Origin of the sequence: Pantoea sp. AN62 (genome assembly GCF_050432985.1) — a bacterium.
Lineage (GTDB): Bacteria > Pseudomonadota > Gammaproteobacteria > Enterobacterales > Enterobacteriaceae > Pantoea > Pantoea brenneri.
Genome location: NZ_JBNPYB010000026.1, coordinates 22,055 through 42,380 on the forward strand (window position 1 = coordinate 22,055; position 20,326 = coordinate 42,380).

The 20,326-nt window shown below is 49.4% G+C and carries 21 protein-coding genes and 3 pseudogenes; 11 read left to right on the top strand and 13 right to left on the bottom strand.

Annotated features, from left to right (window positions below):
• Positions 1-161 precede the first annotated feature (161 nt).
• The 5 genes from FHW04_RS22410 to FHW04_RS22430 form a co-directional block, all read right to left on the bottom strand.
• Positions 162-1,193: a hypothetical protein gene (locus FHW04_RS22410; RefSeq protein WP_089562501.1), complete on the bottom strand. Its 1,032-nt coding sequence runs from the start codon at positions 1,191-1,193 to the stop codon at positions 162-164.
• Between the two features lie 922 nt (positions 1,194-2,115).
• Positions 2,116-2,976: a hypothetical protein gene (locus FHW04_RS22415; protein ID WP_094106367.1), complete on the bottom strand. Its 861-nt coding sequence runs from the start codon at positions 2,974-2,976 to the stop codon at positions 2,116-2,118.
• 1,018 nt (positions 2,977-3,994) lie between these two features.
• On the bottom strand, positions 3,995-4,366 hold the full coding sequence (locus FHW04_RS22420; protein ID WP_089562504.1) for a type II toxin-antitoxin system death-on-curing family toxin: 372 nt from the start codon (positions 4,364-4,366) through the stop codon (positions 3,995-3,997).
• Positions 4,363-4,584 (bottom strand): type II toxin-antitoxin system Phd/YefM family antitoxin, encoded by a 222-nt coding sequence (locus FHW04_RS22425; protein ID WP_089562505.1) that lies wholly within the window; start codon positions 4,582-4,584, stop codon positions 4,363-4,365. The genes FHW04_RS22420 and FHW04_RS22425 overlap by 4 nt, the downstream gene beginning before the upstream one ends.
• A gap of 264 nt (positions 4,585-4,848) precedes the next feature.
• A complete protein-coding gene (locus FHW04_RS22430) occupies positions 4,849-5,649 on the bottom strand; it encodes a hypothetical protein (RefSeq protein ID WP_089562506.1) in 801 nt (266 codons plus the stop codon).
• 235 nt (positions 5,650-5,884) lie between these two features.
• Between FHW04_RS22430 and FHW04_RS22435 the strand changes: the two genes are divergently transcribed.
• Positions 5,885-6,208, top strand: a complete 324-nt coding sequence (locus FHW04_RS22435) for a peptidase (protein WP_227021996.1) — start codon at positions 5,885-5,887, stop codon at positions 6,206-6,208.
• Positions 6,209-6,244: 36 nt separating this feature from the next.
• On the opposite strand, the gene FHW04_RS22440 is transcribed toward FHW04_RS22435, so the two are convergent.
• Genes FHW04_RS22440 through FHW04_RS22450 form a run of 3 tightly spaced genes read right to left on the bottom strand, consistent with a single transcriptional unit; the run spans position 6,245 to position 7,246 of the window.
• Entirely contained in the window at positions 6,245-6,565 is a 321-nt protein-coding gene (locus FHW04_RS22440) for a helix-turn-helix domain-containing protein (RefSeq protein WP_089562507.1), read from the bottom strand.
• 4 nt (positions 6,566-6,569) lie between these two features.
• Positions 6,570-6,947: a helix-turn-helix domain-containing protein gene (locus FHW04_RS22445; protein ID WP_089562508.1), complete on the bottom strand. Its 378-nt coding sequence runs from the start codon at positions 6,945-6,947 to the stop codon at positions 6,570-6,572.
• Positions 6,947-7,246: a type II toxin-antitoxin system HigB family toxin gene (locus FHW04_RS22450; RefSeq protein WP_089562509.1), complete on the bottom strand. Its 300-nt coding sequence runs from the start codon at positions 7,244-7,246 to the stop codon at positions 6,947-6,949. Before FHW04_RS22450 ends, FHW04_RS22445 begins: the two co-directional genes overlap by 1 nt.
• Before the next feature lie 126 nt (positions 7,247-7,372).
• On the opposite strand from FHW04_RS22450, the pseudogene FHW04_RS22455 reads away from it, so the two are divergent.
• The 6 genes and pseudogenes from FHW04_RS22455 to FHW04_RS22480 all read left to right on the top strand — a co-directional run.
• Positions 7,373-7,600, top strand: a pseudogene (locus tag FHW04_RS22455) (translesion error-prone DNA polymerase V subunit UmuC); the annotation flags it as partial.
• A 226-nt stretch (positions 7,601-7,826) separates the two neighbouring features.
• Positions 7,827-8,974 (top strand): IS3 family transposase gene (locus FHW04_RS22460; protein ID WP_089562510.1). Its coding sequence is split into 2 segments (ribosomal slippage): positions 7,827-8,064 and positions 8,064-8,974, totalling 1,149 coding nucleotides; the frame shifts between segments, so codons are not numbered across the junction.
• Positions 8,975-9,182: 208 nt separating this feature from the next.
• Positions 9,183-10,517, top strand: a complete 1,335-nt coding sequence (locus FHW04_RS22465; protein ID WP_089562511.1) for a PLP-dependent aminotransferase family protein — start codon at positions 9,183-9,185, stop codon at positions 10,515-10,517.
• A 457-nt stretch (positions 10,518-10,974) separates the two neighbouring features.
• Positions 10,975-12,027 (top strand): annotated as a pseudogene (gene umuC, locus FHW04_RS22470) (translesion error-prone DNA polymerase V subunit UmuC); the annotation flags it as partial.
• A gap of 461 nt (positions 12,028-12,488) precedes the next feature.
• Positions 12,489-13,115, top strand: a complete 627-nt coding sequence (locus tag FHW04_RS22475) for a ParA family plasmid-partitioning AAA ATPase (protein ID WP_089562512.1) — start codon at positions 12,489-12,491, stop codon at positions 13,113-13,115.
• Positions 13,112-13,408, top strand: coding sequence for a hypothetical protein (locus FHW04_RS22480; RefSeq protein WP_089562513.1), 297 nt, complete (start codon positions 13,112-13,114; stop codon positions 13,406-13,408). Before FHW04_RS22475 ends, FHW04_RS22480 begins: the two co-directional genes overlap by 4 nt.
• Before the next feature lie 380 nt (positions 13,409-13,788).
• On the opposite strand, the gene FHW04_RS22485 is transcribed toward FHW04_RS22480, so the two are convergent.
• Together FHW04_RS22485 and FHW04_RS22490 are read right to left on the bottom strand one after the other, a co-directional pair.
• Entirely contained in the window at positions 13,789-14,115 is a 327-nt protein-coding gene (locus FHW04_RS22485; RefSeq protein ID WP_338137929.1) for a DUF4113 domain-containing protein, read from the bottom strand.
• The gene (locus tag FHW04_RS22490) at positions 14,105-14,800 is read right to left on the bottom strand and encodes a hypothetical protein (RefSeq protein WP_227021995.1); all 696 of its coding nucleotides are present in this window, start codon (positions 14,798-14,800) and stop codon (positions 14,105-14,107) included. Before FHW04_RS22490 ends, FHW04_RS22485 begins: the two co-directional genes overlap by 11 nt.
• A gap of 92 nt (positions 14,801-14,892) precedes the next feature.
• On the opposite strand from FHW04_RS22490, the gene FHW04_RS22495 reads away from it, so the two are divergent.
• Positions 14,893-16,061 (top strand): IS3 family transposase gene (locus tag FHW04_RS22495; protein ID WP_089562514.1). Its coding sequence is split into 2 segments (ribosomal slippage): positions 14,893-15,142 and positions 15,142-16,061, totalling 1,170 coding nucleotides; the frame shifts between segments, so codons are not numbered across the junction.
• Positions 16,062-16,068: 7 nt separating this feature from the next.
• Here the strand turns inward: FHW04_RS22495 and FHW04_RS22500 are convergent.
• Both FHW04_RS22500 and FHW04_RS22505 read right to left on the bottom strand, forming a co-directional pair.
• A pseudogene (locus FHW04_RS22500) lies at positions 16,069-16,302 on the bottom strand (translesion error-prone DNA polymerase V subunit UmuC); the annotation flags it as partial.
• A 59-nt stretch (positions 16,303-16,361) separates the two neighbouring features.
• On the bottom strand, positions 16,362-16,739 hold the full coding sequence (locus FHW04_RS22505; protein ID WP_089562516.1) for a peptidase: 378 nt from the start codon (positions 16,737-16,739) through the stop codon (positions 16,362-16,364).
• Positions 16,740-17,036: 297 nt separating this feature from the next.
• Here FHW04_RS22505 and FHW04_RS22510 point away from each other — a divergent pair, with 297 nt between their 5' ends.
• A complete protein-coding gene (locus tag FHW04_RS22510; protein ID WP_089562517.1) occupies positions 17,037-17,930 on the top strand; it encodes a RepB family plasmid replication initiator protein in 894 nt (297 codons plus the stop codon).
• A 415-nt stretch (positions 17,931-18,345) separates the two neighbouring features.
• Complete coding sequence (locus tag FHW04_RS22515; RefSeq protein WP_089562518.1) at positions 18,346-18,717, top strand: hypothetical protein; 372 nt, start codon at positions 18,346-18,348, stop codon at positions 18,715-18,717.
• A 54-nt stretch (positions 18,718-18,771) separates the two neighbouring features.
• Here FHW04_RS22515 and FHW04_RS22520 read toward each other — a convergent pair whose 3' ends face one another.
• The gene (locus tag FHW04_RS22520; RefSeq protein WP_227021994.1) at positions 18,772-19,137 is read right to left on the bottom strand and encodes a hypothetical protein; all 366 of its coding nucleotides are present in this window, start codon (positions 19,135-19,137) and stop codon (positions 18,772-18,774) included.
• Positions 19,138-19,379: 242 nt separating this feature from the next.
• Here FHW04_RS22520 and FHW04_RS22525 point away from each other — a divergent pair, with 242 nt between their 5' ends.
• Complete coding sequence (locus FHW04_RS22525) at positions 19,380-19,637, top strand: hypothetical protein (protein ID WP_089562519.1); 258 nt, start codon at positions 19,380-19,382, stop codon at positions 19,635-19,637.
• Positions 19,638-20,326: the final 689 nt, after the last annotated feature.

The window sequence follows — 20,326 nt, forward strand, 5'->3', positions numbered from 1 at the left end:
AGACCCTGCCCGCCTCGCTTTATCTTCAGGATCATGACCCTCGCCACCGTGTACCGGATGTGGCGTGGCTCAGCATTCTTATAATTATCTGCCTGCGCTTCGGTACAGTTGTTGCAGTTGGTTATTCAGTCGACAAAGTATTTCCTGGTGTGTCCTGAACACTATAAAAATGGCAGTAAACCGGAACTGATGACCCCGGATACGTCATGCACAACCTTTTTCAGGACTCCTGTAGTCTGCCCGCTGCCAGCCCCTGTTTTACTTGCTCTGGCTTGTGCTGCTTTTTTACGTACTTCTTCAAGAAGGGCTTTCGGTGAGAAACCGCTGGCTTGTGTTTGTTTAAAACTTTTAATTGATTCATCCCAACGCTCGTCGTGCTCACGAGCGATGCGTTTCATGTACTCTGGATTATGGACAGGAGCATCTTTCTGGCTGGTGCCCGGTTGGCGGCGGGTTGCCTGACCTGTAGCGAAAGCCCGACGTCTCAGCTGAGTGTCGAATTGTTTGTTCCGGGCTGCACGTTCAGCCCGTTCGGCTTCCTGCGTCCGTGCATAGTCACTCGACTTTGTCACAGCGCGTTCATGTTGTGCGTCTTTCAGGCTTTTAACGTTTTTACCCTCAAAATTTTTCTCAGCGGTAGCTGGTAAGTTTTTTGAATTCTTATTTTCAAAACATACTAATTCTTGTCGATCATTTTGATCGGGGAAGGCCGGTATTTTTGATCGGGGGGTATTCGGGCCGGAAAAAAAAGCCCGCAGGCTGTGCAGAAATTTGGCAAAGAGGGTGCGGGCCTTTGAGATGGCCTCTTTCGCCGCTGTGTCAAGGGTTTTGCACAGGATGGCAGCAGCCGTCAAGAACTGAGCAGTGAACTGGTATTCTGTGGGAAGCTGGCCGCGTCCTTTTTCCGACTTATCGAAAATGAGGCATTCAGTGAGAATGTTGGCCTCTACCGCTTTCCTGAGGTTGCGGCGAATGGTGGCTTCCTGTGTGCCGCACAGCTCAGCCATGCGCTTGCGAGACATGGTGATTTTGTAAGCTGACGTGCTGGCTGCAACTTGGCAGACCTGTGACAAAATCACGCGGGCTGAGCGGGGAAGGTTTTCATTGTCGATCATCTCCACGGCGCGCCGCAGTCCGAAGCTATTGAGTTGCCCGTTTTTCTTGAATGAAGCGCTTTTGCGCTGCGTGTTCATACACGATGTCATGCTAATCCCTATATCGGGGCTTTGTACAAAAATGGATTATCTGAGCGAAATGAAGGGAAACGGTTCAGGTCTTCACAGACGAAACCCTTAAACGACGTCTTTTTCGTGAATCGTAACCCGCAATGCTCATTTTATTTGGACAGAGTGTAAACGGATTTCAGCATGCCAGGCAAGTCATAAAATACTAACAAAAATGAAGAAGCATTGGACCGGATACTCCGGCCCTGCCTTAATCCGAGGCAAGACAAATAATGATTCTCAATTCTGAAATCCTGATATTGTGAAAGAAACTGAATGAAAGAACAGTGCCTGAAACTGACGGCAGATTACTGCCACAGCCGCACGCCTCTGCTGGATTAGTCAGTAAGCCGATGTGCATGTGCACTAGGATGCTCACGCGGGCATGAAAAGTGATCACAATAATGATCACAAAACTAAAACTGATCACAGGCGCGATCAATACCTGCAACACCCAATGAAATTATTAATCAATAAAATCATTATCTTATATAGTTATTATCTTAGGGCAAATGACGCAGGGCACCTGCTGCACGAAAATTTACAGAAGGTGTGCTGATCAGTGATCAATAAAGTGATCACTGCATGTCTCTATTAACCGGATATCGATATCTTTAAAGCAAAACGACCCGGAGATAAACTATGCTGCTTCCTTACTTCAGAGCATTGTTTTTAAGCCGATCAGCTTAAAGAGCATGCACAGACAGCTATCGGGAAAATCGTCTCTGTTACCGTTGCTGCCATTTTTAAAGAAACCGTCCGGCCTTACTCTAAGCAGCAAGCTCTAACAATTTTAAAGTGAGAAAACAGTTTGTTGCGAAAAAAGTTGATCAGGCTGATATTTTATAAGCAAAGCCGCACGATTGAATAACTAACCAAAAAAAATATATATTTATTCATCTTTTTTGAGGGTGGTGCTAGGCGCTGCAGGGCTCTCCATCAAAGCTTTTTTGACAGCAAGCTTATCCCGACGTTTTTGTGCTGCTTTTCTCCACTGCTCACGCCTCGTTTCCTGTTCCGTCTGCATACGTGCTTTTTTCATTTCCTCCCGCTTCTGCTCTACCTCTTCAATCAGGTAGACGTAGGCATACGGATAAATGCTCAGCGGCAAAGGTTTAACATGATCGTAAACTGAGGGACGCACAATTTTTTTTGTTGCTCCAAACTGGAAGCCATAGCGCAAAGTGCGCTCGTCGAAAAACAAACCGCTGGCGGTAGCGCGGACCATCACTTTCGGATTATCCAGAGTGGCGTAATTGCAAACAAGATCGGTGTAGCCAAAGCGGCGTATACGCAGCTGCAATTTTGGCGCCAATGCTTCGATAAGAGTTAATTCTTCACGCAACCTGTTAATATCTAAACCAGCATTTTCAGAAACCGAAGCCCGGTTTATCATCGTCTGAATGTCGCCCAGTATATCCTCACGATTAATCTTTCCGGTGTTAGTGGCGGGAAGCTCATAGCAACGAACACTGATAGCACCAGTAATATATTTGGGGCCCGGTTCATACAGGGATACTGGAATGCCCAGTTCCGGAAAATTACGTAAATTAAGTGCATACTCTTCCCAGCGCTCACACCGGGACCGCCAGTAGTCAACACGATTTTTAGGCACAACCACCACCGGCCGGAATCTATGTCCGTCAGCATTAGTCGTAAAGGCAGAGGCGACTGCCATTGCCTCCGTCAAAAAACTATAGCGGAAATTAATAAACTCCTGATAAAGCTGCTCTCCTTTCTCATAGTCGATCATCGTTTCACTCCCAAGTTGTGGACAAATGCTCTTGCCTTAAATCGGAGGTAAATTAGTATATTTTGAACATTAAATCGAGAAAAGAGTATCGGGTCTATGCGGCTGTACTGCTGCCCTGCAGAGCCGGACAGGTGCTAGATTTTAGGATCCACAAACTCTCCGGGAAGAAGTTAAGACATCGACGCAAGCTCTAATAATGCTGAGTGCGGTGATATAGTGACACCCTGAATTTCGCCACCTGAACACAGGTGATATGTACACCTCAGAACGAACAGGGTCTTCAATGAAAAAGAATTATTACTGGTGAGTTTAAAGGTGAGTCCGCCTGACCCGCTCCTGGTTGATTGAGACATCAAAATTTAAGTGATACCTAAAAACAACTGCGAACTTCCACTTCTCGCTGATAGCGGACGGTGACCTGCGCGTCTGTCCGCTTTGCGGCAACGTTTAAAAAACTCGTCATCAAGTCGCGTCAGGTAGAAGGTTCGCGGTCTGACGGTTTCATCCACAATACAGTCTGAACTGTGAGAGTTAGCGATAGAGCGCATTCTGAGATACACCTCGCTGACTGTCGAACTGTATTGGGGATAGCGCTTCCTGAGCGCATCCGTCACCTCTTTGGCGCTGGCCGGTTTGCCATGCTCGATGAGGAACTGCGAAATCTCCCACGACGTTAATCTCTTATGTTCGGCTGCCAATGGCCACCCCTTACAAAAGATACTAATCGGGAACTAAATTTTATTTTTGCTGCGTATGAAAATCAATCAACCGGCGTGACAGATAAGAATAAGGCGCAGTTAAGCGCCTTAATACTGATATCGTTTGGAAAACTTCACTGATTGCTCTGGAATTAATCTAAGCCGCTTAGCCTGAATTCACTGCCCGGCGGTAATAAGCGCAGGATAAATAGCCTCCGGGCCTGACCTGTCACAGTCAGACTTGGCACAAATAGTAAGTCATACGATACTAATTTTGCAAATCAGCGCCACCCGTGTGCGGATAGTCACCCGTTTAGCGGTTATTTTTTTAAATGCCTGAGTACGGCAGCTACCTGTTCCGGAGAATACTCGCCAGTCGCCGCGCTGACCGTCATTTCCACCAGCGTTTCGGATGGGTTAATGCCGATACCGGCCCGACGCAGCGACATCAGGCAGCAATACAGCGCCGTGCGCTTGTTACCGTCATTAAATATATGTCCTCTGGCAATGGCGACAAGGTACATGGCCGCCACCTCAAAAGGATCGTTCATCCCTTCATATTCAATGCGGTTAATGATGCGGGTAGCGATGGCTTCTGCCCGACCGGCATCAGCCATCCCTTTTACACCCGCCAGGCGGGACAAAATATCATCATGTATGCGGATGATTTCCGCAGCGGTAAGCAGGCTCATCGGTCAGTCAGCACGCGAATACTGTCACCGTGTGTTGACCAGATGGCCTCGAAATCTGCGTCATAGCGGGCCTCTTTCAGCCGCTCAAATTCTGCCTGGCTGATAATCACGGCGTTCTGCTGACCGCGACGTGTTACCGTGACCGGCTCGCCGTTAATAGCTTCTTCCAGTACAGATGCCAGATTATTCCGCGCTTCGCTGTAAGTGTATTCACGCATAACTTCCTCACTTGTACAAGTTTACCGTGTTTTATTGTACAATTGACTCAGCCGTGGTTCTACCTTCGGGAATTAAAAAGCCCGCTTATGGCGGGTCGGTAAGTGCTCATTTATGGCGCTGGCTTATAAAAATATCCTCGCTGGTAGATGGCGCGCATTTGCCAGGTTAAGAAGGCCAGCACCCCCAGCGAAGGGACTCCCATTAAAAACCATTGCCAGAAGTCAGCCCTGAGCGCAGCGAAAAGACCCACCAGCTACGCGGCTTCATATCTGCATCCATAGCGGAGCCTCGAAACGGCCGCGCCGGTGGGTTCTCAGGGCGAACCAGGTAACAAGACCAAGCGAGCCGCCAAACAGCACAGCCAGCAGCAGCCAGGGAAGCGGATACTTTGTGATAGCAGAAAGGTAATCCGGGTTTCGCTTGTCTTCTAGCTGATTAAGCAGGACGTTAGCCTTTTCGTTGCCCCTTATGAGGCTCAGTGCCGCTGCGTCACCATATTTGATCCTCAGACTAATGAAACCCTCTTTTGCACTGTCGAATGCCACTTGAGGAAAATCTGCCGGAAGAGTCTCTTTATACCTAGGAATACGCACTGTAGCAGCAGCCTCAGAATATTCTCTTTCTGTTGGCCCCATTATGGTTTTTCCATCATCTAGAGTAATAATTTCTCGCTCTTTATTGTCCAAACCATGCACGACCTCTGCTCCATGCGCGCCCATGTAGTATTCATAAAGATTGTTTGACCAGTGCTGGCCGAACATGAAGATTGCAACCACCAGCGCCACCCATACCCCCCAGCACAGCGCCCTGAATCCAAGCACCTTACTCTGTTGCCCGGCCAGCTGGACTAGACCGAGCGCGGTCTGCTTCAGATCCTCCCGCTCCGCCCGGTGCGCCCCTTCTGAGAACTGGCGCGCCAGTAGGTCGATATAGATAGCCTTTGCCGCTTCCCGATCGCCGACCGACAGGGCACCAGCTTTTGCCCAAAGGTCATGCCTGATCACGCCATCGCGCTCGACTTCCCTTACTGCCTGCCCGTAAAACTTCTCATGAACGTTCTTCACGCCTTTCCCTGCCTGCCATTGCTGTATGGTTATAGTGCCACCATATTACTATATGAATAGTTTGGCTTTTTTCTGAAACAGCAACCCACCAGCATCGGTACGGAATAAGCTGCCCGCGCCAATGGCACGCCGCTGGGAAACCGCTAAAATATTAAGGTAATCCCCTGAAATCTGGAGTAATTGATGGCTTTTCAAAACCCGGCGCAAAACTACAGTGAGCACCGGCTGAATCTGGGTGATATGGTCTATCTGTCCCCGCACTCCACATACCTTCCCGCAGCGCGAGCGATTACCCGACGCGGGGATCGTCAAAGGCTCGCTGCTGGCTGTTGATCGCGCCCTGACGCCGCAGCACGGGAATATCATCATCATCAGTGTTGACGACGAACTGGTGATGCGTCGGCTGTTGCTGCTGCCCTCTCCTGCGCTTCAGGAACTGAATGGCGACGGCACGCTGACGCCGGTAGCCCTTGACCAGGACATGCCGGCCTGGGGTGTCGTGTCGTATGCTGTGACCGATCTGGCCGGGCTGGGGTTTAATCACGGGCCGCAGAAATAAAAAAAACCCGCGTGTGGCGGGCTTATCGGGTTGGGCTTAATACAGCTGCGTCACGCGACAGTCATAAATGCGCGCCAGCTTTTCGAGCGTCGCCCTTTGTGGCTTCGCCCTTTTCTCCATATTTGCCACGCCTGCCTGGGTAATACCCAGCGCTTCGGCGACATACTCTTGCAAGTGGCCGCGATGTAAGCACCATGCGACATACAACGGCACTTTCTGTTCGAGACGAATATCAACCACCGCGCCGGGGATCGTCTCGTCGTCGTTATTGTCAGCCTCATAGGGTACAGGCTCGAAAAACTCTGCCAGTTCGCTTTCAGCCGCCAGCTTTCGGCGTTGCTCTTTGTCGTCTGTCAATTTCTCATCTCAGCTCTGATGTGCCCACCAGCGACGCCAGCGGGATATTGAACATGTTATGCAGGTTGCGGATCATGGGCAGCGTCAGTGCACGCTTATTGTTCAGCACCTCATAGACACGGTTCTGACGGCCAATCGCTGGCACCAGGTCTTTTGCCGTCAGCCCCATCTGCTCCATGCGGAATTTAATCGCCTCTACCGGATCGGGCGCTTCAATCGGGTAGTGTTCCTGCTCATATTTTTCAATAAGCAGGATCATGACCTCCAGGAAGTCACCGGCCTCTGTCCCCGGCTCTGGCTCGTTGTCGAACAGCGGGGATACGGCGGCCAGAGCCGCCTCATAATCTGCTTCGTTGTGAATCGGTTTGATTTTGTAGGTCATCACATATCCACCGTGTTTGCGTCTGTCTTGTCGTATCCAGCGTGCGTGCCAACAAATTTGATGTAGACCGCCTGAAACCTGTAAGCCACTGCCACAATCAGGCGGTAGTGGTTGCCCTTAATATCAAACACCACCCGATTGTTACTCAGAAAATCTGCTGTTCTGTACTTGTCCTTGATGTCCTGTGGCGTTTTCCATTGGGCCTTACTGACTTCATCCACCCACGCTCTCAGGGGCTGCTCCGCCTGATTATGTGTCTCCCAGAATCGTTTGAGAGTTGCGGTCGAGATAATTCGCAATGCTTTTCCTTGATGTCCCAAAGTGGGACTAATATAGCAGTCCCGTTGTGGGACATCAAGAGTTTAGCCGGACTTTTATTTTTATGCATACTGTATGGATAAACAGTTATAAACGGAAAAGCTGTCATGTTTTCCCTTGCGGACGCCAACAACTTTTACGCATCTTGCGAAACCATTTTTCGCCCCGACCTCCGGGGGAAGCCCATCGTCTGCGTTTCGAACAACGACGGATGTGTAATCGCCCGTAGCGCTGAGGCTAAAGCGCTGGGCATCAAGATGGGCGATCCGCTATTCAAGAATGAGCGCTATTTCCGTGAGCGTGGCGTGATCGTCTTCAGCTCTAACTATGCCCTCTAGTAAGTTAAGTGGAATGCAACATCAGGCTGTGTAAGATTTGAGCAGTCATTTTGACTTCAAAGGTGAAAGCTATGATCACCAGTCTACTATGCACATACGCTATTTTGTTATCTGAACGATGGCTGAAAGTACTGTCTGATCTCGGCAGGTCAAGGGCAACTGAATCGCCACGGGTTTAACAGACACCTCAGAGTCATTTAAAATGGCTTAAAGAGAGGTGCATATGAGCAGTAAGCGTTATCCTGAAGAGTTTAAAATTGAAGCCGTCAAGCAGGTTGTTGATCGTGGCCATTCTGTTTCCAGTGTCGCAACACGTCTCGATATCACTACCCACAGTCTTTATGTCTGGATAAAGAAGTACGGGCCGGACTCTTCCACCAACAAAGAACAGTCAGATGCTCAGGCCGGGATCCGCCGACTCCAGAAGGAGCTGAAGCGGGTTACTAACGAACGGGACATATTAAAAAAAGCCGCGGCGTACTTCGCAAAGCTGTCCGACTGAGGTACGCCTTTATCCGTGACAACTCCTGTTGTTGGCCTGTTCGTCTGCTCTGTCGGGTGCTGAATGTTCATCCGAGTGGGTTTTACGCCTGGCTTCAGCAGCCGCATTCACCACGGCATCAGGCGGATCTCAGACTGACAGGACAAATCAAACAGTTCTGGCTGGAGTCCGGTTGCGTTTATGGCTATCGCAAGATCCATCTCGACTTGCGAGATAGCGGGCAACAATGTGGGATTAACCGGGTCTGGCGGCTGATGAAGCGTGCCGGGATAAAGGCTCAGGTCGGGTATCGAAGCCCACGAGCGCGTAAAGGTGAAGCCAGTATCGTGACACCTAACAGACTCCAGCGGCAGTTCAACCCGGAAGCACCGGATGAACGTTGGGTAACGGACATAACTTACATTCGAACCCATGAAGGCTGGCTGTATCTGGCCGTAGTTGTTGATCTGTTCTCGCGCAAAGTTATCGGCTGGTCAATGCAACCCCGGATGACAAAAGACATTGTCCTGAATGCGCTTCTGATGGCCATATGGCGACGTAATCCCCAAAATCAGGTACTGGTTCATTCTGATCAAGGGAGTCAGTACACAAGCCATGAGTGGCAGTCGTTCCTGAAATCACGCGATCTGGAAGGCAGCATGAGTCGTCGCGGTAACTGCCACGACAACGCGGTTGCGGAAAGCTTTTTCCAGCTACTGAAACGCGAACGGATAAAGAAAAAGATCTACGGAGCGCGGGAAGAAGCCCGCAGCGATATTTTTGATTACATCGAAATGTTTTATAACAGTAAGCGTCGGCATGGTTCGAGCAATCAGATGCCACCGACGGAATATGAAAATCAATATTATCAACGGCTCGGAAGTGTCTAGATTATCCGTGGCGATTCAGAACCACTGAAAATGACCACTCCGGCCAGCCCGCTTAACCAGCCTGACTTCAGACCTGAAGGGTTTTACTTACCATATTTTTTGCCACAACAGACCTCTTTCAGTTCATATAACGTTTTAATAAATTTGACATCCCCCATGCTAAGTTCCAGCATTCATTACAATCAAATAATTGTCATAGATACAATTTATGAAAGCGCGATACAAAGTCATCGTGGATGAGTTCGCATCCGCTATCCGGGCCGGCACGCTTCTGCCGGGCACACGTCTGCCTACTCACAGAGCGCTGTCGGCTGAGAAACACGTGTCTCTTGCAACGGCTACCCGCGTTTACGCTGAGCTAAAAGCCATGGGTCTTGTGAGCGGAGAAACTGGAAGAGGGACCTTCGTCAGGGATATTTCTCTGCCTGCGGGGCTGGGGTTAGATCAGCATGCAGTGGCGTCAGATGTGCTCGACCTGAACTTTAACTATCCTTCCCTGCCGGATCAGTCAGAACGGTTACGCGACGCAATGCGACAGCTGTCCACATCAGGCGATCTGGCTTCCCTGATGCGATACCAGCCCCATGCGGGCAGACAAAGCGACAGAGAGACAATCGCGACATGGCTTCATGGCACCGGCCTGAATACTTCAGCCGATGATGTTTTAATCGTTAATGGCGCTCAGCACGGTCTTAGCGTTGCCGTGATGGGGCTGCTGAAACCCGGCGATGTAGTGGCTGTTGACGCGCTGACCTATCCCGGCTTCAAAGCTTTGGCCTGTCTGTACCACCTTGAACTTGTGGCGATACCCGCCAGTGCCAGCGGACCGGATCTGACTGCACTCAGGCATATCTGCCAGCGCAGGCGCCTCCGTGCGGTTTATACGATGCCGACGCTGCATAACCCGCTTGGCTGGGTTATGAATAATGCCCAGCGCAGGGAGCTGGCCCTTATTGCCAGAACATTCGGTCTGCTCATCATAGAGGATGCGGCCTATGCTTTTCTTATCCGATATCCCCCACCGCCGCTTGCCACTTATGCGCCCGAAAGAACGGTTTACGTAACCGGTTTTGCCAAGAGCATTGCCACAGGCCTGCGTGTAGGTGCCGTAGTATGCCCCGCTGGCATGCGTATCGCCCTGGAGCGGGCCATCAGGGCAACGACCTGGAATACCCCCTCTCTTATGGTTTCGATTGTCTGCGGCTGGATTAAAAATGACACCATAAAGCGCTTTGAGTCGCTGAAAAGACGCGACGCCCGCCAGCGTCAGGCGCTGGCCCGCAAAATACTTACGAATTGTGAATGGGTAAGCCATGCAAACTCTTACTTTATCTGGTTACTGCTACCTCAGGAGGTAAGGGCTGACAGACTTGTCCACCGGTTGATGCAGCAAAGTATCTCCGTTTCCACAGCAGAACCGTTCAGCACCTCAGATAACGTACCGCATGCTATTCGCCTCGCTCTTGGCTCAGTCACAATGACCCAGTTGAGCGAGGCACTTACTACGATTAAAGAGGCTATTGAGTATGAAAAAGATTTCTGAACGAGAGTCCGCTATCGCTCATAGCGGACCTTCAGCTCAGTCTGCATGTCCGCTTTGTGCCAGAAGCGGACCTTAATGCTTTTATCTGCCTCAGCAGTGATTATTCTGTAAAAGGCAGATCTGCCGGTTTACTTAATTCATGGCCTTCACGCTTAGTGAGCCTTGCCACGCTGGCATCAAATCCACGTCATATAAAACAGATCGTTTATCCGCACTCTACGGCGACGCCAGTGCAAATACCACCGCCGGTAAGTGTGGACAGTCTGGCTGGCCAGCGCCGTTTCTGCCTCGCAGATAAGTTTTTCCTGCAATTCAGCATGGTACATCATTGCCTGAGCAGTACGTTCTGATTCTGCAGAATGATGTTAGGCTGACCTGACAAAATGAGAATCTCAACATGGGCATTGTCCGTTTGTTTTATTGCGGCTGGCGCTAAATCGCGCTTATTGATTTTCTATTCCACATAAACCACTCAATGAGCACGCGAGTAATGTCCTGCATCGAGGAGATGGTGCCGCGTCTGGAGGTGTATTCGATTGACGAAGGGTTCTGTGACTGCACGGGTATGGAAATGGCTATGCCGTACGAGGACTTTGGCCGCATGATCCGGTCGCACGTCAGGGCCTGCACAGGTCTGACCGTCGGCGTCGGGCTTGGGCCAACGAAGACCCTGGCGAAGTCGGCACAGTGGGCCGGAAAGGAATGGCCCCAGTTTGGCGGGGTGCTGGCGCTCACGCCGGGGGATCCGAGGCGGACCGAAACGCTGCTGTCGCGTCAGCCCGTGGGTGAACTCTGGGACGTGGGGTCCCGGCTTGAAAAACGCCTGCAGCTGCTCGGCGTGACAACGGTGCTCGATCTGGCACGCACCTCCCCTTCTTTCATCTGTAAGAATTTCGGTGTGGTACTGGAGCGAACGGTACGCGAGCTTAACGGCGAATCCTGCATCCCGATGGAGGATTCGCCCCCGCCCAAACAGCAGATTGTCGTGAGCCGCACGCAGCTTCGACGAGCGCATCACGGAATATGACGCGATGCGCCAGTCCGTCTGCGCATATGCTGAACGTGTGGCGGAAAAACTTCGTGAGGATCGGCAGTTCTGTCACCACATCTCCGTTTTTATCCGCACCTCCCCTTCCGACACCGGGCAGCCTGGCTACGACGGCGTTCGTGAAATTGCGCGTGGGCACGCAGGACACGCGCAACATCATCGAGGCAGCGGTGAAATCCCTGGACGCGATCTGGCGCCCGGGTTTTCGCTATGCGAAAGCTGGCATCATGCTGAGCGAGCTGCGTCCGAACGGTGTCGCGCTACTCAACCTGTTCGACGATGAGGTGCCGCGCGCCGGCAGTGACGTTCTGATGAGCCTGATGGATTCAATGAATCCGCTCCGGGCGCTACAGCATTGGATTCGCGGGTAAAGGTATCGATCCGGACTGGAAGATGAAGCGGGAGCTACTTTCCCCTGCTTGGACTACAAGCTGGGGTGATATACCGATAGCCAGAGTTTGATGAATATTTATGTGAGTTAACAAGAGGCTAAATTAACAAATTAACAAATTAACAAATTAACAAGATATTATCTTGACAAAAAAAGGCTTACAAGTTTAGCTATGTCAGATGTAATAAGTTAATAAGATGCCATCTTAATATTTTGAGTGGTAAATAGGGACTGTGTTTCGCATTAATAGAACTGATTGTCCTTATGCAGGTGTCAGGTTGTTACAGTAGTCCCTTCATCACAGGAGCTATATCTTGAGAAAAGGGAGCAGAAGCTGCTCCAGCACTATGACCTGCGTACCAAAAAAAGCGCTGCGTCCGGATTTACACAATCACAGCCAAATTAATAACATAATAAATTAATATGCTACTAAACAGTTACAAATCAATAATTTAAATCAATAAAATTATCTTGTTAAGATAAAATATTGATATTATCATAAGGAGATAACTTATTAACTAGCGAGGTTGTTATGATCATCGTTCTGGGTAGCCAGAAAGGCGGTGTAGGTAAAAGCACTCTGGCGGTTTCGATTGCTGCCTGTCTGAAATCAAACGGTAAATCGGTCATTATTGTCGATGCCGATGACCAAAAGTCGGTGCTCACCTGGTATAACAACCGACCTGAATCTTTACCCCACATTCCAGTGACAGGCGCGACAGGTAACATCAAGGCAATGCTTAAGGAGCATGCAAAATCCTATGATTATGTCATTGCCGACTGCGCAGGACGAGACAGTGCAGAAATGCGCAGCGGTTTAATGTCAGCAGATGTCTTTATATCTCCGCTGCGACCCTCACAGATGGATTTGGACGTTGTGCCTCATACTTGTGAAGTTTTTACCGCAGCCAAAGATTTCAATGAAAATGTTAAAGGGTATCTGGTTCTGAACATGGCTCCGACCAACATGTTTGTGAACGAATCCCATCAGGCTGCAGAAGTGCTTGCTGACTATCCACAGATGCAACTGGCCCAGTCGCGTATCTGCGATCGTAAAGCTCACAGGGATGCTTGGGCAGAATCTTTGACAATATTCGAAACCCAGAATGACAAAGCTCGCGAAGAAGTAGCAGCCCTGGTTAAAGAGGTGATCCTGTGAGAAACCGAGCAAATACTCCACCAAAAGATGAAAATGCTTTTATCAATGGCGGCACGGCTGGCCTGAATGCCGTGTCGGAGAAAGTCAGCACAGTTAAAACTAAGGCTAAGCCGGTAAGTATTTCTTTCGCAGACACAAACCTGAAATCGATTGATAACTGCATCCGTGATGAAATGAACAATACAGGTCATCGTGTTAATCGTTCAGATGTGGTTCGGGCAGCAGTTATGGCCTTCGAAAAGCTCAACCAGAATGAGCGATCTGAACTCATTCAAAAGGCAAAACTACAGTAACTATTGTAAAACACATTATCTCACTATCTTATTAAGATAGTGAGATAATTTTATCATCATTCTTGTCTCATTCTGACCAGTCAATATGTATGTCGATACCTATGCATCAACCTATTACAATATATTGAAATATAACAAATATTTAAAGCAGTTATTTTAGTTCACACTAATCATTGTGATGCTTGAAAATTTGGTATATCCAAAACAGGAACATAATTAATTGTTAAACTAACAACTTATTAAGTTACTATGTTATTTGATGGGTACGGATTCGTTCAGACATGGAGAAAGGAGAGCAAAGTGCGCTGAAGGTACTCCCATTGTGGCCAGGTTTAACCATAAATGGCACTCATCTGCCGGACAGCCCGAAACAACAAACGTTATTTCACAGTCATTATTTCAGCAAGACAGGTTGTGTAGCGCGGAGACAGCATTTCACGTTTCATCTGCCAGGCATTATCTGTGCCCTGACCTGCGAACCAGACTTTACCCAGTCCGGACCTGTTTATCTGATCCTCAGCAGACATCAGCGCATCGGCATTAGCGCGCGGCAGCTGCTGGCTGAACATATCAAGTTGGGCCACGCCCAACTGATAAAAATCTCCCAGGGTGACGCCGGCTTTTGCATACCTGTATCCATCCCACCATATACGTTTGAGGGCCTGCAGAGCAAAGCTGATAATATCCCGAGTATCACTAGTAGTGATATTCGCAAGTCATCGCTGCTGCATTGGCATACTGAGGCTCGTTTCCGTATCGGCCGGTTGCGACCGAGACAGTGATGTGTCGGCATTTGGAGCTTTGCTCACGCAATTTCTCTGCCGCGCGAGTGGCATACGTGACAACAGCCTGCTGCAGCTCGGCAATGGTTGTCACGCGCTGCCCGAAACTTCGGCTTACCACTATCTGTTGTTTTGCTGGCGGCGCGTCTTCTAGCGCCAGACAGGATTTGCCGTTAAGCTCGCGCACTGTCCGCTCGACTATTACGTCAAAACTTTTGCGAATGACGCTGGTATTACTGTCAGCCAGCTGCAATGCCGTACTGATATTCATTGCATGCAGCCGTTTGCTGAGTCTGCTACCTATGCCCCATACATTATCCACGCTGACCAGCGCCAGTAACTTGCGCTGCCGGTCAGGGCTGGAGAGATCAACGATGCCATTCGTCCGGATCCATTTTTTAGCAGCAAAATTTGCCAGCTTGGCAAGCGTTTTGGATGGGCCAAATCCTACGCCAATAGTTAGCCCGATTTCTTTCTTTACCCGTTCACGGATCTGCCGCCCGAATTCTTCAAGCGGCACATACGCGGCTATGCCGCTGACATCCAGAAAGCTTTCATCTATCGAGTAAATTTCTTGGCCTGGTGCCATTTCACCCAGGATAGCCATCATTCTGGCGGACATGTCGCCATTGTAGTGGCATAGTGAATTTGGCCACCTGAATAGAGGTGATATGCTCACCTCAGAACAACACAGGTGCTCCAATGAAAAGAAGAAATTTTAGTCCTGCATTCAAACGCGAATCAGCCCAGTTGGTTGTCGATCAAAACTACACCGTCTCTGATGCCGCTAAGGCTATGGATGTAGGTCTTTCCACGATGACGAAATGGGTCAAACAACTGCGTGATGAGCGTCAGGGCAAAACGCCAAAAGCCTCCCCGATAACGCCGGAACAAATCGAAATACGTGAACTCAGGAAGAAGATGCAACGTATTGAAATGGAAAACGAAATATTAAAAAAGGCTACCGCGATCTTGATGTCAGACTCCCTGAACAGTTCTCGATAATCGTGAAACTCAGGGCGCGTTATCCTGTGTCCACACTCTGCCATGTGTTCGAGGTTCATCGCAGCAGCTACAAATACTGGAAAAACCGTCCTGAAAAGCCAGACGGCAGACGGGCTGTATTACGCAGTCAGGTACTTGAGCTGCATGGCATCAGCCACGGTTCGGCCGGAGCAAGAAGCATCGCCACAATGGCAACCCAGAGAGGCTACCCGATGGGGCGCTGGCTTGCTGGCAGGCTCATGAAAGAGCTGGGACTGGTGAGTTGCCAGCAGCCAACTCACCGGTATAAGCGTGGCGGTCATGAGCACGTTGCTATCCCGAATCATCTTGAGCGACAGTTCGCCGTAACGGAGCCCAACCAGGTGTGGTGCGATGATGTGACCTATATCTGGACAGGTAAACGCTGGGCGTACCTCGCCGTTGTTCTCGACCTGTTCGCAAGAAAACCAGTGGGCTGGGCAATGTCGTTCTCGCCGGACAGCAGACTCACCATGAAAGCGCTGGAAATGGCATGGGAAACTCGCGGTAAGCCCGTCGGGGTGATGTTCCACAGCGACCAGGGTAGTCATTATACAAGCAGGCAGTTCCGGCAGTTAATGTGGCGATACAGGATCAGACAGAGTATGAGCCGGCGCGGAAACTGCTGGGATAACAGCCCGATGGAACGCTTCTTCAGAAGCCTGAAGAACGAATGGGTGCCGGTGACGGGTTACGTAAGCTTCAGCGATGCAGCTCACGCCATAACGGACTATATCGTTGGATATTACAGTGCACTAAGACCGCACGACTATAATGGTGGGTTACCACCAAATGAATCGGAAAACCGATACTGGAAAAACTCTAACGCGGTGGCCAGTTTTTGTTGACCACTACACCATACAGAGCGTAGTCAGAGCTAAAGATATGGACGCCATTCTCCCGAAAGTAGCGTTCATTTTTGAAAAGTGGGGCACCCATTTTAATACCCATGCGCTTGGCTTCAGCAGAACGGGCAATCACGCAGCCATCATTGTTTGACACTACGCATATGGGTTTACCTCGTAAATCGGGTCGAAACACCGTTTCGCAGGACGCATAGAAATTGTTGACGTCGGCCAGTGCGAACATTTTAAATCTCCGGCTGAATGTTGCTCATTACAGCTTATACACGCCATAGCTTATCTGAATCATTCACGCGGCGGATGATTAAACCCCAGTCCTGCGATATCGGTAAGTGCATAGGCTACAACGCCCCAGACAGGCAGTTCCTGACTTTCATCGAGCAGAGTAATGGTTTCATCACCTCTTAGCTCTTGCAGCGCCGGTACGGGGTTTATAAGAAGCCTGCGAAGCACAAGCTCTCCTTCAACCTCGGCAACAATGATGTGTCGATGTTGAGGGATGAGCGCGCGATCGATGGCCAGAACTGAGCCCTGCATAATTCCTGCATCAGGATAACTGCTGTCGCTACGTACAAGGAACGTAGAATGAGGAGATAGTGTGACCAGATCGCCCAGAGTGAGCCGCTGTTCTGCAAAGTTGTGTGCGGGGTTCTGAAAAGCCATTTCAGCTCCAATATCCTTAAAATTAAGTGATTTAGAAAATTGTTATCCACATATCCAGTAGATAGATCAATTCTTTTAGATCATATAGAGATCAAGTAAAGATCCATAAAGATCACCGCCTCAGTAACCTGATGATAGGTAAATAAAAAAGAGCACTTCAGGCGGTCACTTTCATAAGTATAGCGGTTACTTTCATAATAAAAGCGTTTACTTTCATAAATTAGGCTGTTACTTTCATAATCTGAAGGCGGTTACTTTCATAAATCTGGATGTTATTTGCTCACTTGGTGTGGATAAATGGAAAAAACACAGGAAAACAGCGAGATAGACAGTCCTTTTTGCATCATTAAAAAAGAGTCAAACACAAGTTATGAACTAACGCCAAACAGCAACAAGTCTGTTCAGCCTGTCGCGTTACTTCGCCTCAGCGTCTTCACACCTGTCGCACCCAAAGAAAAGGGTAAACGCGACTTCCTGATCGATGCTTCTGAAGAACTATCAAGTCTGGAAGTGGCAAGACAGGAAGGTTACACCGACATTAAAATTCAGGGGGCAAAACTAAGCATGTCCACGGATTTTAAAACTTGGATCGGAGTGATTTCTGCCTTTTCCAAGTACGGCTATAGCAGCGAGAAAATTACACTTCCTTTCTCTGAATTTGCACGAATGTGCGGTCTCAAACCCACAGACATTAACGGAAGAGCCAGGGCACGCCTGCATGATTCACTGTTCAATCTGTCCAGCGTAACCCTTTCATTTCGTGGTAAAAACTCTAAAAAATCGCTTGTTACTCATCTCGTTCAACGAGCAGTGCTGAATCATGAAACCGACCAGGTTGAAATTGTTGGTGACAGTAGTTTGTGGGAGCTGTATCGCTACGATCATAAGGTGTTGCTCGGCTTAAAAGCGCTTTCAGAACTGGCGAGGAAGGAAGCAGCGCAATCGCTCTATGTGTACCTGGAAAGTATGCCCGCTGGTCCTTTGTATATCTCAATGAAACGCTTTCGTGAACGCCTTGCTCTTGAATCGCAGATAAAGGATCAGAATGCCATTATCAGGCGCGCCCTGGCTGACCTGGTCAGGATTGGTTATCTCGATGTCACTGAGTATAAAAAAGGCAGGGAAATTATGTTTGTTATCAATAGCCGTTCGCCAAAACTTCAATCGATTGGACGAGCAGCCAAAAAATAGCGGTTACTTTCATAATAACATTTAGGGTGGTCACTTTCATAACGACTGCTCCGCAGGGTAGGGTGCTTTCATAAGGCTTGTTCGCAGAGTGGGGTACTTTCATAAAACAAGCACTGCAGAGTAGGGTCCTTTCATAAATCAGTGCCGGTAAAGTAGGGTGCTTTCATAAGACAGGCTCTACGGGACACAGTGTGTTCCACAAAAACCGCCCAAATGGTGTTTTGGATAGCGAAAAATTATGAAAGTGACCGCCTTTAATATCTGGCTTATGAAAGTAACCGCTGTACAAGGATGACAATGGCATTTCTTATGAAAGTGACCGCCTTTATGAAACTGACCGCTTAGTGACGACTTTCATGATCCTCACCAGCTCAGGGTATGAATCAACATAACTTGTATGGAGTGTTTAGTCGGAATGGAAACAGCTCATATCTACGTAACAGGCAGCGGTAACCCACGTACTCAACTTGGCTTCGCGCGCGTCCTGATCGAACAGGGCTCCCGGAAAACGCCGTTTATCTTTAACTACGAAGACACGACCTATAAGCGCAGCCAGATTCAGGGCATGATTGATGCTGTGCTGCAGCTTGATTGCCCGCATCATGTAGTATTCATCAGCGCCTCACCGCTGGCGCTGGAAAAGGCAGAAGCTGGTGAAGGGCCTAACCGGGATCTTATCTACGAGCTCTATCGCGTTCTGTCTGCAAAGGGCTGTACGCACGCATTTGATTTTCGAGTAGGGCAGGGACAAGAGATAAACAAACTGCTATCAGATCAGAACGTTTGATTTGATGCTCCCCGCTTCTTCCAGCTGTGCGTTCCCTGATTTTCTTTTGCCATATTAGGCTGGCAGCTCCATCAACTGTTCGATTGCGAAGATGAGCGCCGGCTCAGCTTCCTCTGTTTGATTAACCGGTTCCTTAAGCAAAAGCACGAGTTCGAGTTTAATCGTCTCGCAGCTGATTTCCTGGCCTTCCGCGGCTTTGCTCAGACAGATCATGCCGGTGAGCCTGCAGGCTTTCCAGTAAGTCGATTCGATTTCCTCATCTTCAGCGTTGTGCATCAGGAACTCTCCCACCTGGGTTAAGGGTTTATATTCGAAGCGCATGAAGGCGTAAGGTGAAGTTTCATATTGCTGAGAAGTTAAATGCCGCCGTACGCCCGGCGTTGCCGATTTCTGAGCTGCATAACCTGCTAGTCTATCCATTTCTCTGATTAGCCTGACCACACTTACAGCAATAACGAAGTTTATGTAACTCTTTCAACTCCGATGAGCGTGCTTTACAGCGCCTGCGTCGTGAAGGGCGTGTTTTCCGGGGCCTGTGCAGTGGCGGATTGCTGCTGCTTAGGTGATGTTACTCGTAGCTATCAGCGGTAAGCACGGAACTTAACACTGTTGTTGCCCGTGCGGTTTACACTGTCTGAACATGAATATTGCAAGAGAATGCCGTGAGCACTGCCGAAAATGAGTTTTACCTGTCCCAGCTTGATCGCCAGATCTTTAGTGCGGAGCAGAAAGCTGCGAATCTCAAGCTGGAGCGTCTTGTCGAAGAATATGCCCGTCTACATGGCAGCTATGCAAAAGGGCTGGCTGAGCTGGGCGAGTACCTGTTGCACCATGCGGATTACCTCCGGGCGAACCGTGAGTCGGCCCATGATTGCAGCTGGCTCGACCTGATGACTGAACTGAAGCGCCGCAGCGGATAAGTCATTATATCTTGCACTAGGAAGATCTGGTGGCCATTCAAAATTGCTCCAGACATTTAAGGCTGGCGAGCAGTGTGCAGTTGGCCCTATGTATGCCGCGTAGCGGCATGAAGACGCCAGCCGGTGCTACTATCACTCTGAAGCAGAACTGCGTCGGTAGCGCGGCGCAGCCGCTTCCTGACACCTATATCGCGTACCCGTCCCCACGGCCTGGCAGACGTCGTTGAAGCAGCGGTCATTCAGGCGCACTGAAGCCAGACGGGCGCAGACGAAAGAAAGCCCCCGTGGCACTACCCCCAATGCATGCCATTCTTGCAGGGCAAGACCTGTGAACGACTTAATGTCACATAAGATTCAGATTCCGCAAAAAAAGGGTTTCCATGGCGTCATGCCGACTGGAAGGCAGGAAACAGAAAAATTGGGCTGTTACAGGAAAAGACACAAAGTGAGTGAGAAGCAGGCATCTGCCTAAGAGGAACGTTCAGAATGCAGAAGGGAGAGCAAAAGCTCTCCCTTCATTACGACAGGATACACGTATGTATCACTGAAGGATTAGCCATGGCTCCTGTTTTCTGAATTATAATATAAGAAAATGGGTGATGCTGCCAACTTACTGATTTAGTGTATGATGGTGTTTTTGAGGTGCTCCAGTGGCTTCTGTTTCTATCAGCTGTCCCTCCTGTTCAGCT